Origin of the sequence: Longinema margulisiae, from assembly GCF_025266855.1 — a bacterium.
Classification (GTDB): domain Bacteria; phylum Spirochaetota; class Brevinematia; order Brevinematales; family Thermospiraceae; genus Thermospira.
In genome coordinates this window covers 1,802,196-1,817,989 of sequence record NZ_CP053071.1, presented here as the reverse complement: position 1 = coordinate 1,817,989, position 15,794 = coordinate 1,802,196, and the positions used below count along the sequence as shown (strand labels likewise).

Sequence of the window (15,794 nt, the reverse complement as noted above, 5' to 3'; positions counted from 1 at the left end):
CCCACCTCCTACCGTGCAATCACCAGCGTCCCACTGTAGGTCTCGCCGCCGGCATAGATCTTGTATATATAGACACCATTCTTCACATCATAACCTTCAGTATCCTTGCCATCCCAAGCTATCTCTCCCTGCGTGTACGGACCATCCTCACGGACAAACCGCCGGATGAGATTCCCCTTCAGGTCAAAGATCTTCACCTCATACTTCTCCACAGGAGATCTGAACTCCATCGTGACACGCACAGAACCGTAATAACCATCTCCAGAACGACTTGGCGTAAACACCTTGGGTCTCAGGGTCACCGCCGTGATGATACCAGGCCTGTCCTCACCTGCCTTGCTAAACACACCGTACATACTATGGACATAGCTCACCTTGGCCACCACGCGTCTTCTCGCCGTGTCCACCTCGCCACCAACCCGTACCCACCGAGGATTCAGCCCGTTGTCATCCCAGTAGTAGATGGCAAGATCTCCCTCACTCCACCCACGGGAAGCGATATCCGAAGGATCATAGGCAAGATAGAGGATAGCATCCCGCTTCACTACAGCCCCATCCATCGGTTTGTCGTCCCGTGTATTGAGACTGAACCGGTAGCCATACATGTCCGTCGTTGTGCTCGGGGCTTTCACCGTCTTGTTCTCCGTGAGATTGCGCTTCTGTTCAGCGGTAAGCGGCACTCTTGTGATATCCACCGAGAACTCCTTGCCCACAGAACCACCAGGGAAGACCACCATCGTATTGGTGTCCTCATAGCACTCCACCACCTGTGCCTCATCCTCACCACCCATCAGTGGAGCGTTGCGCATCGCTATAACCGGAAGTCTTACCGTTTGATTGGCAGGAACATCTACATGAGTCCGAATGGTCCGATAATAAGGAGCAGAAAATTCAAGTACATATGTTCCCTGAGGAACATGGGTTAATCTATAACTTCCCGAACCAAGTTGAATGGTCTGCGACAGCGGATTTCCCGTATCATCCAATCCTATACTCACCCCATCTGTGCCATACATCTTCACATAGACCAATTTTGTCCCGGGGAAAACACTCCCACATACAATCCCCCATGTAGAATTGGTAATCACTATTCTGGTTTTCCTTTCATCTAAGGAGAAAGTCTGATAATCCGAAACATTGGTACCCCCAACTCCCGTGGACACCAGATCCACAATACTTCGAACAGGCACACTGCCCGTATTACTCAAGGTATAGGAGAAGTGGATTTTAAGATCCTCGTTTTCCTGACTCCCTATACCCGCTCCCGGGAGATACTCAAGGAGAAATTGATTAGAATTAGTTTGTAACCTCGTCACCGTTGCCCTGGTATTTGTAATAACAATATTGGAAAACAACAAAAGAGTATTGGTTTCAAAGGTCAATAACACTCTCCTCACCTCACTCTTGAACGTTCTGTTCATCAAGCGATAGGTGAGAATCCCCTCATTCTCCACAATATAAAGCGCATTATCCCCCACAAAATATCCCTCCACAGCCACAGGAGGATAACTTACAGGGAAAGTGCTATAATCCTCTCCTAAAAGAGAGGGCAAAATGGCCGTATGATTAGGTAAGTGTGTGGCTCGAACCATAATGCGCAAATTCGTGGGCGCTCGATACGTATTGCTAAAGGTAAAAGTCACTGCATCCCACCTGTTAGAAGATAACCCGGAAGCATATCTTACCCTGATAAGATGATTTCCTGCTTCATAACTTGCATTGCCCAAACCACTTATAACATCATGAATATCAACAAATCCTTCCGGAAGAAGAATTTCCACATTGGAGATGACATTGGCAGTTTGAGCGGTATTCGAGACAAAAATGGTCAGATTAGAGACAAAGGTATCAATATAAATCGTCGCACTTCCTAACCAGTGCCTTCCCTTGGGTAACGGCATCACCATCCTTATCTCATTGGTTCGACCCGATATCACCGGCAAAGGAAGATAACCCCAGGGATCTTCTACCCATACCAAGACACTATTTGTCGTATATCCCACTTCAAAATTATCCAGAACATCATTCTGGAGAATATCATATTCTCCAGCAGCAAGGAGGTTTCCACCCGTCTTATAATCAACAACGATATTCGTAGGATCTCCACTTATAAACCCCACATTTACTTTACGACTGAGCGTCTGCACCCGATTGGTAAAGAACCCCGGCAAAGATATTCGCAATCTCTCTATTGGCTTATCCGAGGTCACATCATTCACTACCTGGACAACTACCCGGTTGCTATGGGTTGTCGTATCAAGGTCGTTGTCATTTTCTCTATCATTGACATACACCGCATATACCGGCATAGAAGACACCACAAGATTACTCTCACCTCTTGCCACAGCATTCGTAACAAAACTTCTCACATTGACCTTAAAGCCCTTTATCCCCGGCATGATCATGGTATTTGACAACCAGAGCACAAGAGTATCTTTTTGACCTGCAGCAAGAGGGGTACCGTATCCTAAAGTCAGTACCCCGTTCGCATAAGATCGAGAAGTAGCCATGGTATTGGAGACTCTTGTGTGCGAAAAACCATTGGTAAACTCCGGCGGGAGAAGAATAGTTACTTCATCCACCGCACTTGTTGACTTGCCGGCATTGGAGAGCACAAAAGAAAGAGCAAAGTATTTCCTGTCAAAATAAATTATCCCCGGTAAAAGCGAAACCTCTACGACAGGAGAGGGAGCCACATAATACACGGAGAGACTCCTTCCAGGCTGGAGAGAAACAGGTTTAAATTTATCATCTGTGGTATTGTAAGCGGCCTCTACCTGCCAGGTTACATTGGTATTACTATAGAACACGCTATCATGAAGCTGAACCCATATTTCATCACTTTCCGTAGGATAGAGTGGTGCATTTCGATAATCAAGCCACATCGCCCCGTTTGAAAAAACTCGATTCACCCCGGCCCGCATATTCGTAAAAGTGAGAGCATTTGTCAAAAGAAGCCCTCCCGCTGAAGGCACAGGAATCTTCACCATCCTTATGAGGTTCCCTGTATCACTGTTGTTATACAAGTAGAACCGAAGACCGTTATTCGTTTCCGTCGTCCAGATCGCATTCGTCTGAGAAAGAGAAATAGCATTGGTCACTTCCAGATAAGCGGCGGCCCTATAACCAGGCTGAATGATAGAGAGAGCGAGACTTCTCGAAGGATACGTCCCTGCCAGTACCGGTTTGGTATATCCCAAAGTATTATCAGCATACACCTCCCAGATGATATTGGTTTCCTGACCAGGATCTATGGTATCCCATCCCCAGAAACGTACTTCATCATATCCCTCCACCGGTAAAAGAGAAGGATAATATATCCACAGCGCTCCATTGGTATTGGTCACTAAGGCCCCCCGTAGCGAGGCAAGCCCTGTGACATTCGTTATAAACGAAGGAAGAACGATTTTCACCCACCGAATATCATTCCCCTCTCCTCCCACATTGGTAAAACCAAACACATACAGATTGGTGATAAAATCCTGTCCCACTGTATTTGGAGTACTCCAGGCCCACATTTCGGCAAAAGGATGAACAAAACTTACCTTATTGGTATATCCCTCCCGAACAACAGCCATATTCGTGAAGGAAGCATTATTTGTGTACCATACCCGAACCGTAACAGAAAAATTCGTATCCCCTGCCGTCCACGTATCATACCCACGAATCACCACCCATTCCCCATTGTTTGGCATAAGCCCATAGGGATAGTCTATCCGCACACAACTTCCATTGACACTTGAATTCCCCGTCGTAGAAAGAACCTGGAGACTACTAAAGAATGCCGAAGGATATTCAATCTCTACGGCTGAAATCAAGCGCCCTCCATTTTCAAAGCCATTCTCTATTCGATTGGAGTATATGGCTGAAGAGGCTGGAGAAGAAACTTCTCCTGGCAACACAAAGAATCGAACCGGATCTACAAGAGTGATCACATTGGTACGAGAAAGTAAAGAGGAAACCGCATAATAATTTGTCCACTTCGGAGAACCATCGATATTGGTAGAATTATTGGCCGCATGAACAACTATCCAGTTTGTGGCCACGACATTGGTGGTGAGTGCCACATACAGATAAAAATCATCCATGCCACCCGGTGGAATATTCGTATTAGAAAGTTTGTAGTTCACTTCCACCACGTTAGTACCACCAAGGGTGATAAACCGAAGCGCTGCGCCTGGTGAAGTTACACCCAAAAAAGCATTGCTGACCATAAAAATCTGGTTGGAGACTACTGGAGGCAAAACTATACGCAATCTTTCAAGCCTATTACTTCCCCATCCATTATTCTTCACTCTCAAACAAATGATATTGGTGTTGGTTTTCCCGCTATAATTCCGATAAAGCACCGTGGGAAGAACCGCATATTCATAAAAGGTCGGAGGTGGAATAATGGAAACCATTTGTGTTCCCTCTGGCAATACCGCAATGGTGTTTGACCACATCCTTTGATTGGAAACAGAGGCCCGAAGAGGAAACTCCGCTTCTGTTTCTACCCTGTCCCACAAGGTCATGGTAATGGTATCACTTCTCCCTCCATAAAACTGGTTTCCATAATCCAACACAACCCGATAATACCCGGGTGCATGAAACTCAAAACCAGAGAAAACACCCCCAAGCAGGGAAGACACTGAGGTCACGTTCGTAATCATATTGGTAGGAACCAGGAAGAACACTCGCTTGATAAGATTTTCTACAGAACCATGGTTTGAAACAATATACGTAATAGTGGCCTGATTGGTGGCCGCATCAATAAACCCACCAGGAATCACCACGCCACCAGAAGCCTTTGGCCTTGGATAAAGAAAACGCAATTCCGTATTATCAGCCCCATCATTTTCAGCCAACACATAATTCGTCGTATTCCGGGCCTCCAGACGGATGATAACATTGGTGGGAGAAGCAATATCATCCATGAGATAACAGCTTATCATATCATTGCTTCCTGACCAGAGAGCCACCGTATTGGTATAGGCAACTTCCATCACCCAATTGCTGCCACTGTTGGTTTTATAAAGGCTGATTTGATTAGAACTTACTATCATTGAAGAGGGATACATCACATTGGTAATACCGTAAGGAAAAGTTATCCTCACCCGGAATATGGTGTTATCTTTTTCACCCGTATTTCGGAGGCTTAGTTGAAGATAGAAAGGGGAATTCTCATCCACATAGTGATGATGATTATAGGAAGCATCGGCTACTCCATCTTCATTCAATGGCGTTACAATGGACGCCTTGAGTTCAGCGGGCGGAGTGTAGAACAAGTAACTCCAGCCACTGGACACATCCTCTTTGACCTCTGTCCAGCCATCTCCATTTCCGTTATCCACATAGGCTATATTCGTTGCCCGGATAATCACATTTGTGAGAGACTTTACATTATCATACCCTGTAAAACGAACAATCTCCGTATAATCTTTTGGGATATTGGTATTCTGGCTATAGTAATCCACCAGAATCCATAAATACCCTTCAGTATTTGTGATATTCCCATTGGTGATATTCTTCGTCACTGTCACCGTTGCCGGTCGCCCGGATACCACAGAGGCAATGTTTGTGATCACCTTATCCACACGAATGAGAAGGCGACGGATGGAGTTCCCAGGATTTTCAGCACGATTTTTGACCACAAAACTATACTCCTGCGAAGAGAGGATATTTTTTACCTCACGAGGAGTCTGATATGCCTCTGCTTTTGGTGGTTTTTTGCGAACAAGAAAGTGTTGTGTAGGATAGGAAATACTTATCCCATTGGTTACTGGCTTTGTCCCCGGAAGAGCAGAATAACTCACCACCATAATCCGGTTAGACATTTCGTTGGTACCCGGAGCAGGGATATCAAGGTTGGTTGTGGTAAGATTTAAAAAACTCACCGTATCATTTCCACTTCCTGCGGCAAGTACACGATTGTCATTCGAATAGAGAAGGGATATCTTTCTCTGGGCTGAATCATAAAAGATGGAAGAGCACACGGCACTTTTTATAGAAGAAGAGTCCACCAGAAATCCTGGAGGTAAGAAAATATCCACATGGGCAATATCGGCATTGTTATCCACCATTTCATTGGTATCTTTGGCCGCTATATCCACAAACCATGTCTTGGATTCTCCTTCGTACACAAAATTTGGTCGAACAGAAGCAATACCAACCGGATCATTAGCCGTTCGGAAACAAAGCGTATTGCTATCAAAGAAAGCCCCTCCCCAATCTGCCACATCCCCCGCCATGGCTTTTGCAGGACCTGTTGTGGCAACTCGTCCCCACGTGGTATCAGGATATTTTTCATTATTGACATACACTTCAAAAGTCTTGCCCACCACATCACCGGCTGAAGAGGTGAAGAAATTACTCACCACAACCACTATCATGTACTGGTGAGTGACATTTATATCTCCCCCAAAGAAATCAGGATGAAAAACCTCCGCTGTGGCGCCTGCAGCAAACCGAATTTTGAGAAGCCTGCCATTCTCCTTAAGCGATAACGCAGCGCTTCCCGCGGAAGGATTCATGTCCCCAAACGTCTTCGCAAAGGTTTTATACACCGTCTTATTCGTATGCATCCAGAAAACCGCTACCGTATTGGTAAACGCCGCCCAATTGGTATGAGAAAAGGCTTCTGGCAATCGAATAAATAACTCCTGTACTCCCGCCTCTGTAGTGGTACTAAACCATGGTTTGATCGCTATAGTAAGGACATTCGTTGATCCTGCCTTTGTCATAACAGGACTAATCTCGGCAATGTTACTGGCCGAAATAGTCCGAATGGTAAAATTGTCCACATTCAAAAGAAGCCTTTCCGCGTCACCACGGTTATTAGCCAATCCAAACACGACCATCAATTCATTAGAAAAAATAACAGGCACCTTTGCTACAAGGTAAAAAGTGTTCAGATACGTGGTTGTTGTTCCATCCCAGTTCTGTTGAGAAACCCCATTGGGATTTGGATTGATATACAATGAAGCATATTTACCATCCATGGTAACACGAATCTTGATATGATTGTTATTGTTGGAGTAGTTATTCAATGTCCCGCCTGGTTCGACGGTATTTGTCCCCCACCGATCATCATAACACCAGTTCATAATCCCCCGAAGATCCGATGTAGCAACTCCATCTGGCCTCACAACAGCACTGAAATCAATCACATTACTGGGAGAACCACTTTCATTCAGAGACCACAGACTTCTCGGCTGGGTGTTTGCTTCTCCTGCCAGTTTTGGATGATACACCTCGGAGAAAAAGAGGTAGTTTGCATATTTATTGGAAATACCACTCACCAGAGGATCATACTGAACTATCCCTACATTAAAGGCTGCTTTTTTCCGGCCAGATTCCTCATAAATACCTTCATCACTATCCAGAGAAAGAAGAGTTCTTGTAAATTCAAAACCAAAAGGACGTTCTTCCGTAGCAGAGAAACGTACATTGGTATAACGGGCAAAAAATCCAAAGAGTTCGGCATAATATTCGGTAGTAAGACCATCCCCTGAAAATTGAAGCAGTCCTCCCGAAGGAGCAATGGTCATATTGTGGGCTTCGTTATGAATACCCGCCTGCAGAGAATACAAAAATTTATATTGCCAGAAACCGTTCGAAGAAGCAAAATCATCGTAGTAAACATATCCCCATACTTTACTTACTACAATTATGGCTAAAAGCCACCCTCTTATCCCTCTTTTCCTCGTCCACATAGCAACCCTCTTTTTTTATATAAAAATTTCTCTTTTTCCCTACCATTGTCTTTTATCAATCCTTTTAGAGAGATTTTGCCTCTCAATAATATATATCTCTTTCTCACTCCAAAATGGAAATTTTTTGAAAAATTTTTGATTACGTTTCCAACAGGAGACCTGAAAGAGAGAGAAAAGGATAAAGAAGTTACCCCTGGCTCAAAAGATTTTTGTCAACTGTAGTATACAGGGAACATTTTAGATAAACAAGTTTTTTCTGGGGAAAGTACCCTTTTTAGGCCATAAAACAGGGCAATAAGTACGTACCATCCCTATGTTTTATATCACATCCTGCCAGTAGACACCATCGATAGCCTCATCACGATTATAGTAGTAATGCAAACGCACAGCAAGAACATTGGTTGCCCCTTCTCTTTTCCATACCCCTACATCCATTCTCTGGTTTATGGTTCGCATCACCCGTTCTGCCCTTGAGGTTGTTCCTGGCAAACCATCTTCACTGTCACAGGCGAACATGTCTTTTTGAGCACGAAGAAGATAATAAAAACAATGTTTGCGCCCTTTTTCGTGAAATAAGTCAAGAAGATTCTGAATATGCTGTCTGCGCTCGCTTTGATAACCAAGTCTTGTTTGCCAGTCATTTTTGTACCCCAAGAAACAGGCTTTCCCTGTTTCAGCGACAATATTTGTCCACTCAGAAGAACGATATCTCACTCTATCAAGACGAAGAAAATACTTCAATTGATAACTTACATGCCACAAACATCGTTGAAAAACGATACCGGGATGTTTGCCCTGGTTAATCCCTGTATCTCCATCGACAACAAGAAAAAACCGAGAAAAAGAGTGTTTTTCTTGAATGGGCTTAAGAAGTTTGTCCCAACCTGCATGGTAATTATCCACAAGAAGGCCTGCTATTCTTGTATTTTTTCCTGTCAATGGGGAGGCTTGTTGCCTCTCCTGCAAAAGAATTTTAGCTTCTTCTCCTTTTTTCTTGCCCTGAACAGGAATACCCGTCCCATCGGCTTCTCCACAGGGTTTTTCTTTTTCTGAGATACTGAAATGTATCTTTCTCCCAATATTTTGAAGGTTTTTCCAGAGGGTGCTAAGACCTATTTTATACCCTGTGAAGGAAAGAATACGAGCGGCCACTCGATAGGTGGTAAGAGCCCCGGCTAAAGCCACTCTGTAGATATCTTTCAGGATTTGCCTTTTTCGCTTTTCTACACCAAGAAGAGATCTTGTGAGAAAAAGTTTTCTTCCACACTTTTTGCATTGAATTTGGAGCTGAGGAAGAGTGATCTTTCCAAAGGGCATCAGAACAAAAACAGTGTTTTTTCCATGCTTTGTTTTCCATATGAAGTGATGTTTTTCTCCGCATGTACAGGTGATACGACCTTCTTTTATTTCTTTTTCTGCCACTTCTACAGAAATCTGATGAACAAATGACTCAAACACTCCTTTGATGGCCTGGAGAAAAACCACCACTAACGTCTCAAGTTTTGTGTCAGGGTAGTCGATAGTCAAAGTGAAGGTGAATTCTTTACGCATGGGTTCCTCCTTGTGTCCTATTATCGGCCAGGGAGGAACTTTTTTTTGCTTTTCCTCATCTTCCCACTGCAGGTCTCCTGAAAAAAACGTTACCAAATTTTTTAAAAAAACTCCCTGCTCATCTATCTTCTGGAGCCTCATCCTCATACCCTCTCCATCTTTTTTTCTTAAATCTATAAATTTCTTTGCCCTCTCTATCCGATAATAACACAAAAGATCCCAAGGAGGTTACCGTGAAAGAGACAAAGAATAAGAAAATGCGCTGGAGATATTTTATCGACAAGCCATTTCAGATTCGGTTCATTGCGAGGTTTTCTTTCCTTATCGTCTTAGGTCTTGTGGCTTCTCTTCTTTTTATGGGGGTATTTTACAGGCAAAGATATTCCAAAAACCTTTTCTATCAGGTCAAAAACGTAGAAGAATTCAAGGAAAAGGCGAAAACCAACCCTGAACTCCCATACTATGAAGTGTTCGATATGAGCAAAGCCTACAATGAATTTGAAATTCAGATGTGGCCCATGATCTGGCTGAGTGTGGTGTACCTCATTCTCATTGCTGTTTTCGGGCTTTTTATTTCTCACAAGATGGCAGGTCCTATCTATCGTATAAAGAAAACCTTAGACGAAGCAGCTGATGGCAAGATTGATATCAAGACGCTTGAATTTCGCCTTCGAAAGCAGGATGAACTTCATGACCTTGTCAAAAGCCTCAATCGCTTTTTGAATAAACTCAACAAATAAAACCATTCCTCTTCTCATTGCAAACAAGGCCTGTCCCGAAGCTTCACAAGAAGCTCAAAGGACAGGCTTTTTATCAAAACAAACCAACTGAGAGGTTTTTTCTCTAACTAAAAACCCAAGAGAAATTCCTTGCACAAACACCCCTTGATTCCCACTTTTCGCTTTATTCGGCCAAAAACAACTCATATTCGTAATATTCGTACAAGGGACTCTAAAGGCAAAAAAAGCTGTCCAGGGTTGCTGGACAGCTTTCTATATTTAAAAACTTGAACTCACTTCAAGATAGAACATATCATATTCTTTATAGGAGGTGAGGGTAGCCTTCCCTTTTCCATCTATCCCACAGATTCCCGCTTTAAAATCAAGTCCCATAATTGGAGAATACACAATCTCAAAATTTCCCATTATAGCACTATTATCTATAAAACTTTTTATTATATCATTATCCTTAAATTTGTCGATAAAATTATCAGTATTTGCTATTCCAAATAGTTTGAATTTTAACTTATCATCAAAGAAGCCCTTTTCAATATTGAAAGTGAAATAATCCTGAAGTTTTTCTTCCTTGTATCCCCTTTCCATAAACAGTCCATGAGCTATCTGGAAGTTGATATACCATCCACCATCAAAGTTTTTGTCAAGCCCAATAATCCACTTTACATATGGTTCTTTGAGAATAACTTCTTCATTTGTAATATTTGTGACAATCGTAGTGGGAGGAAAAGGGATAGGTGTTTTAACTGTAGTATAGGTGGTTGTTTTTACTTCATCCGGAATAAAAATAGCAAGCTCACATCTATTGACAAATATACCCCAGTCTTTTTCAAGATCGAATCCTATTTCAGTTTCTTTATGATAAGCCATTTTATAGCTTTTTGATAAAACTGTAACATTTGTTTCTGACATTGATGGAAAATTTATAGCGTTGCTATTTTCAAGATAGATTTCACTTATATACGGTATGTCGTTTTGTCTTCTTGCAACATTAATTGAAAAATCAAAGCCAAAAACCTTTCCAAAGATTTTTCCAGCTAATGTCGAATTGGTAAGATTAAATTCAGGATATTTCACCTCGCCAGTCCAATTCTCATCAATATCAACAGAAGTAACACTTTCGGAAATTTTTTCTTTGATTCGTGAAGTAAGTTTTTCCTCAATAAATCTTACGGGAAGAATCGACTGTCCCTGGTAAGGTTCCCACACAAATTGAACTCCATAATCATTAAGGAAAGGAAAGTAGTAAGTGAAATTAAAGGCAAATAGAGGAATTTTCCTGCCAAGATCAGTTATTTTTGATAAATCCTGAGGATTTAACACATCTGTGGGATTAACCTTATCAGCCTTCCCCCAGCTTATTCTTTGTTTTCCAACTACAAAATCAAGTCCATCGAAAACAAAATTATTAGCAGAAACATAGGCTTCATCAAGATAAATGGTAAGTGGATAAAGATAGCTTGAATTTTCAAGCATATCCTTTGAAGAAGTCTCTGATAGAGGATATGGAGTATAATTTATCCCAAATGAGCCAAAGAAGTTAATATCTTCAGACAACTTTGTATTTGCTTTAAAAAATGCTTCATTTTCATTATATAGATAACTGGAGTTAGAAAGAGATATTCCAATAAAACTTGATATTTCAACATTTAGATCCGTTTCCGCATAGATATAGATGAAAGAAGAGATGAACAAGAATAAAAAAATTATCCTTTTCATAGACACCTCCTTTAGTTGGAAGAGCTTTTTAAGAATCTTTCAGTAAAAATACCTTTTCCCTCAAGCCCACTATCAAAAATTATTTCTTTTATTTTTATTTCTGTGAAGTGATTTTTTGTGAGGTCTTCCATTTTTACATGGGTTAAAGCCCAGTAATTACCTTTTTTTTCTGCGTCAATGATTGTCAATACTTTTTTAAGTTCATTATTTGAATACATTTCAAGTTTTTTTGGTAGAAAATTCTGTTTTTCTACTTCCATAATTATCTTGTTATATGAAGAATCTGAATCGGGTTTCTTTGTCAATTCAAGTTGAATGATTTTATCATCCTCTTTTATAACCTTACTATCAAAATCCTTTGAATATTCATAACTACCAATTTCTCTGTATGAAAAATCAGTCCCCTGAAAGTTTTGGTTTTTCATACTTCCCTCAATTCTTCGTGTTTTTTTGTAAGCAGGTAAGTAGATATACATTTCTTGTTCAGACAAAACGAGTATACCAATGTCTTTAACATTTGAGGGGCTTACAAATTTAACGACTCTTCTGCTTTTTCCTGCACTCCATATCTTCATTACTCTTGTTTCTTTAACAGTCCCTTTTTCACCAAGAATAACCTCACAGGTCGCCATTTGATCTGAAAATCCAGTAAGTGATTTTTCCACCCTGTCAAGAACTTCCTGTCCCGTAAGTGAAAATAAATTTCCCGCAATCACAAGAAAAAAGAAATATTTCTTCATAACCTCCTCCTAAACCTTCAATATTTTCTTCCTGAAATAAAAAGTAAGTACTGGTAAGATTGTCAACGCTGATAAAGCACTTACTATCATTGTAATAAACATCAACATTCCAAAACTCCTGAGTGGCATAATTCCAGAGAAATTCAAAACGGCAAATCCAAATCCAACAGAAAAAGAATTAAAAATGATGCCTTTTCCTGTGGTTGAAAAAGTATGGTAAAAGGCTTCTTCATAATCTTTTCCCATTTTTACTTCATAAGTATATCTTGAGAGAAAATGAATCGTGTAATCTATACCAGCACCTACAGCAATAGCTGCTATAGTGGTAGTAATAAAATCCATATTAATCTTAAACAGTCCCATTATTCCAAAATTAACAATCAAAGTAAATAATATTGGAATAAGTGAAAATATTCCTTCTAGTAATGACTTAAAGGTGATTGTATTCAATATAACAACTATGAGGATAATTATAAAGAGACTTATAAGTTGATTTCTCAATAAAGTTTGTTCAACATCGGTAAAAAGTTTCATGAGTCCGGCAACACCATAATCATCAAATAGTTTTATATCATTCCCGGGTATAATGAATTTATCCCATAGTAAAGGTGAAAAAGCTATTTTAATGTCATTTTTTGAAAGTTTATTTTCAGGTATTGAAAATTCCTCTATGAATTTTTGGGAAATTTCGTTTAAAAATTTATTCTTAGAGTCGTAATCAGTTAATTTTAATTTATCAACAACTATATTTTTGGTTAAAAAGTTGTTTATCTCTGAGTCTGAAATATTGAGGTTTGCACGAATGACTCTGTTTTTAAGCATAATTCTTAAAAGATTAAAAATTTCTTCTTTTGATTCTTTCATCTCTTTTGTAGAAATAGAGCTATATTTTTTCAGTAAATTTTCTGCCTCCTTTACAATTTCATATCTTACAGAGGATTCTATGGAAGGTAGAAGAAGAGATATGAGCGTTTCATTTTTATCTTCTGTAACAAGTCTTTTTATACTTTCGTTCCCTTCAATAAAGAACCATAAATTTTCAATCTCATAGTCAGTGTCTGGAATCATTGGAATTTCCGTCATACCTTCATTGAGGGAGGAGATTATACTTACTATTGAGACAGGTCTGGTTTTACCCCCGGAAATATATCTTAAATTTTCTTCTATTATCTGGAGAGTTCTCAAATAATTTGCTGAAATTTGTCCCTTTGAATAGAGTTTTAACTCAAAGACTCCATCGAAAATTTTGCTAATTCTCTCTGTTACTATAGCTGGCTCGGATTTTTTATCAAAGTAAGACATATAGTCAACTTTAATTTGTACTTTAGTTATAAAATATATAGCTATAACTCCGAAGATTAAAAACGTAAGTACAACCCATTTTTTATTTTTAAAGATAAACTTTGATGTCTCATAAAACAATTTATGTTCAGTTTCTTCGTTGAGATTGCCAAAATTTCCTTTTGTTTTCGGAAATATTTTGAGTAAGGCAGGGATAAAACTGATAGTTATTAAAAACGAGAATATTACTCCTATAGCTGAAATTATACCAAAATCCCTTGCTGAAAGCATATCGTTAGAGACAGCAATCGACATAAATCCACCAAATGTCGTCAAAGCACTCATAAGTATAGGAATAAAAGTTCTTTCATGAACTTTCAAAAGGGCTTCTTCTGTTTGCATGGATAATTTTTTTTCATGGTATTCATTAATAAAGTGGATACCATAAGCATTTCCTACGGCAATAAGTACCACAGGAATTGCTACTCCAAATGTAGTAAGAGGCAAACCAAGGTAGCCCATCACACCCATAGCTGAGGCTGTAGCTAATAACACTGTTATAAGAGGCAATAGGGTTAATTTTATACTTCTAAAAGAAATAAATAGTACCATAAAAACTACCAGAGAAACAAGTGGAATAAGGAATCTCAAGTCTTTGACTACGAGATCGGAGATAGAATTAAGTAGCATTGGAGTTCCACCATAGTAAACCTGCCAGTTAAGATTATTTTCTTTAAGAAAAGAGTCCGTCACTTTCCTCAACTTTTTTGCCAAAAAATCCGCTTTTGTATCTGGAGAAGGTTGAACTATTAAAAGAGTTGATAATCCATCTTTTGATAGTAAACTTCCGTTGTATGCTTCTTTACTTAAAATATAACTTTTCAGTTTACTATAATCAACACTTTCAAGATCTTCGGGAACAAGTTTTGAAACCCTCATTTCATCTTCTTTTCCCTGAATATCCTCAATCTCTGTAAGACTTATAACATTTACAACATCTTTTTGTTCTTTCATTTTCAATGAAATATCCCTAATGTGTTTTAAGTTTTCTTTTGAAATCACATCATTGTCGAGAGTAAACATGATTATTATAGGATTGTTGCTTTCAAATCTTTCGTTGATATAGTAATTGAGTCTTCCTATTTTGCTTTTCTTTGAAAACCAGTGCAATAAATCATTATCAAGATATATTCTTGAAATCCCGAGTGAAAAAACTATTACCCCTATTATTGTAACAACTAAAGTTTTAAAAGGCTTGTAGACTGTAAAATTAAAAAATCTTTTCATTCTTTCCCCCTTCGTCTGTAATAAGTAGATATATTATTCTTGACACTCTATCTATATATCTTTTCTTAATAATCTCACCTGCTTCTTCATCAATCTTACCTCCCAGCTTGTCTTTGAGACTTAAATATCCTATGATCAAATTTGTAACAAGAATTTGTTCAACAAGAGTTATATCAAAATTTATACTTTCCTTTCTCATCTTTCTTATCATAGTTTCAACTTTTTCAAAAACAAGCCCTACTGTATCTATAATATTTGTACCCCATCTTGAAGATATATTTAAACTTTCTCTCTGGTAAATTCTTATTAACATATCGTTTTTATCAATATAATTTATCCCTTCTTCGACAAAAAAATGTATAATTTCTTCAAGGTCTTTAAAATTTGAAAGATTAATTTCTTCAATAATCGAAGTAAACTCGTTAATACTTTTTCTTATAATGCTTGATAATAACTCTTCTTTGCTAGAAAAATAGTAGTAAATCATTGCTTTGTTAATTTCTGCGTTTTTTGCAATTTCATCAACAGAAGTTGCATCAAATCCTTTTTCTGCAAAAAGTTTTATTGCCGACTCAAGAATTCTATTTTTTGGTTTTAAGTCCATCTCATAACCCCTTTCAACTAACTGATTAGTTAAACTAACCGTTCAGTTAAATATTAAAGACGAGATTTTAAAAAGTCAAGTCTTTGAACGCAATTTGAAAATATTTTTCTGAGTACTTTGTGTAAATCTTGTCAAGTCACCAAAAAATACCCCTTTTTCCAATGTTTCCAAAATATGCATGGGT

The 15,794-nt window shown here is 39.2% G+C and carries 7 protein-coding genes; 1 reads left to right on the top strand and 6 read right to left on the bottom strand.

Annotated features, from left to right (window positions below; translation table 11 throughout):
• Positions 1 to 8 precede the first annotated feature (8 nt).
• Positions 9 to 7,694: a FlgD immunoglobulin-like domain containing protein gene (locus BREVNS_RS08160; protein ID WP_483426523.1), complete on the bottom strand. Its 7,686-nt coding sequence runs from the start codon at positions 7,692 to 7,694 to the stop codon at positions 9 to 11.
• 318 nt (positions 7,695 to 8,012) lie between these two features.
• Complete coding sequence (locus BREVNS_RS08155) at positions 8,013 to 9,245, bottom strand: hypothetical protein (protein WP_483426076.1); 1,233 nt, start codon at positions 9,243 to 9,245, stop codon at positions 8,013 to 8,015.
• 233 nt (positions 9,246 to 9,478) lie between these two features.
• On the opposite strand from BREVNS_RS08155, the gene BREVNS_RS08150 reads away from it, so the two are divergent.
• The gene (locus tag BREVNS_RS08150) at positions 9,479 to 9,985 is read left to right on the top strand and encodes a HAMP domain-containing protein (protein WP_483426522.1); all 507 of its coding nucleotides are present in this window, start codon (positions 9,479 to 9,481) and stop codon (positions 9,983 to 9,985) included.
• Between the two features lie 258 nt (positions 9,986 to 10,243).
• Here the strand turns inward: BREVNS_RS08150 and BREVNS_RS08145 are convergent, their stop codons facing one another.
• From BREVNS_RS08145 to BREVNS_RS08130, 4 genes are read right to left on the bottom strand one after another with little or no spacing between them, the layout of a single operon-like run.
• Positions 10,244 to 11,698, bottom strand: a complete 1,455-nt coding sequence (locus BREVNS_RS08145) for a hypothetical protein (RefSeq protein ID WP_483426521.1) — start codon at positions 11,696 to 11,698, stop codon at positions 10,244 to 10,246.
• An 11-nt stretch (positions 11,699 to 11,709) separates the two neighbouring features.
• The gene (locus BREVNS_RS08140; RefSeq protein WP_483426520.1) at positions 11,710 to 12,438 is read right to left on the bottom strand and encodes an outer membrane lipoprotein-sorting protein; all 729 of its coding nucleotides are present in this window, start codon (positions 12,436 to 12,438) and stop codon (positions 11,710 to 11,712) included.
• A gap of 9 nt (positions 12,439 to 12,447) precedes the next feature.
• Entirely contained in the window at positions 12,448 to 15,006 is a 2,559-nt protein-coding gene (locus BREVNS_RS08135) for an efflux RND transporter permease subunit (protein WP_483426519.1), read from the bottom strand.
• Entirely contained in the window at positions 14,990 to 15,610 is a 621-nt protein-coding gene (locus BREVNS_RS08130; RefSeq protein WP_483426518.1) for a TetR/AcrR family transcriptional regulator, read from the bottom strand. Before BREVNS_RS08130 ends, BREVNS_RS08135 begins: the two co-directional genes overlap by 17 nt.
• Positions 15,611 to 15,794: the final 184 nt, after the last annotated feature.

What these genes read in the sequence shown, in the direction of transcription:
- BREVNS_RS08130 (WP_483426518.1), bottom strand. Translation starts at nt 15,610, where the DNA reads ATGGACTTAAAACCAAAAAATAGAATTCTTGAGTCGGCAATAAAACTT.
- BREVNS_RS08145 (WP_483426521.1), bottom strand. Translation starts at nt 11,698, where the DNA reads ATGAAAAGGATAATTTTTTTATTCTTGTTCATCTCTTCTTTCATCTAT.
- BREVNS_RS08155 (WP_483426076.1), bottom strand. Translation starts at nt 9,245, where the DNA reads ATGCGTAAAGAATTCACCTTCACTTTGACTATCGACTACCCTGACACA.
- BREVNS_RS08160 (WP_483426523.1), bottom strand. Translation starts at nt 7,694, where the DNA reads ATGTGGACGAGGAAAAGAGGGATAAGAGGGTGGCTTTTAGCCATAATT.
- BREVNS_RS08135 (WP_483426519.1), bottom strand. Translation starts at nt 15,006, where the DNA reads ATGAAAAGATTTTTTAATTTTACAGTCTACAAGCCTTTTAAAACTTTA.
- BREVNS_RS08140 (WP_483426520.1), bottom strand. Translation starts at nt 12,438, where the DNA reads ATGAAGAAATATTTCTTTTTTCTTGTGATTGCGGGAAATTTATTTTCA.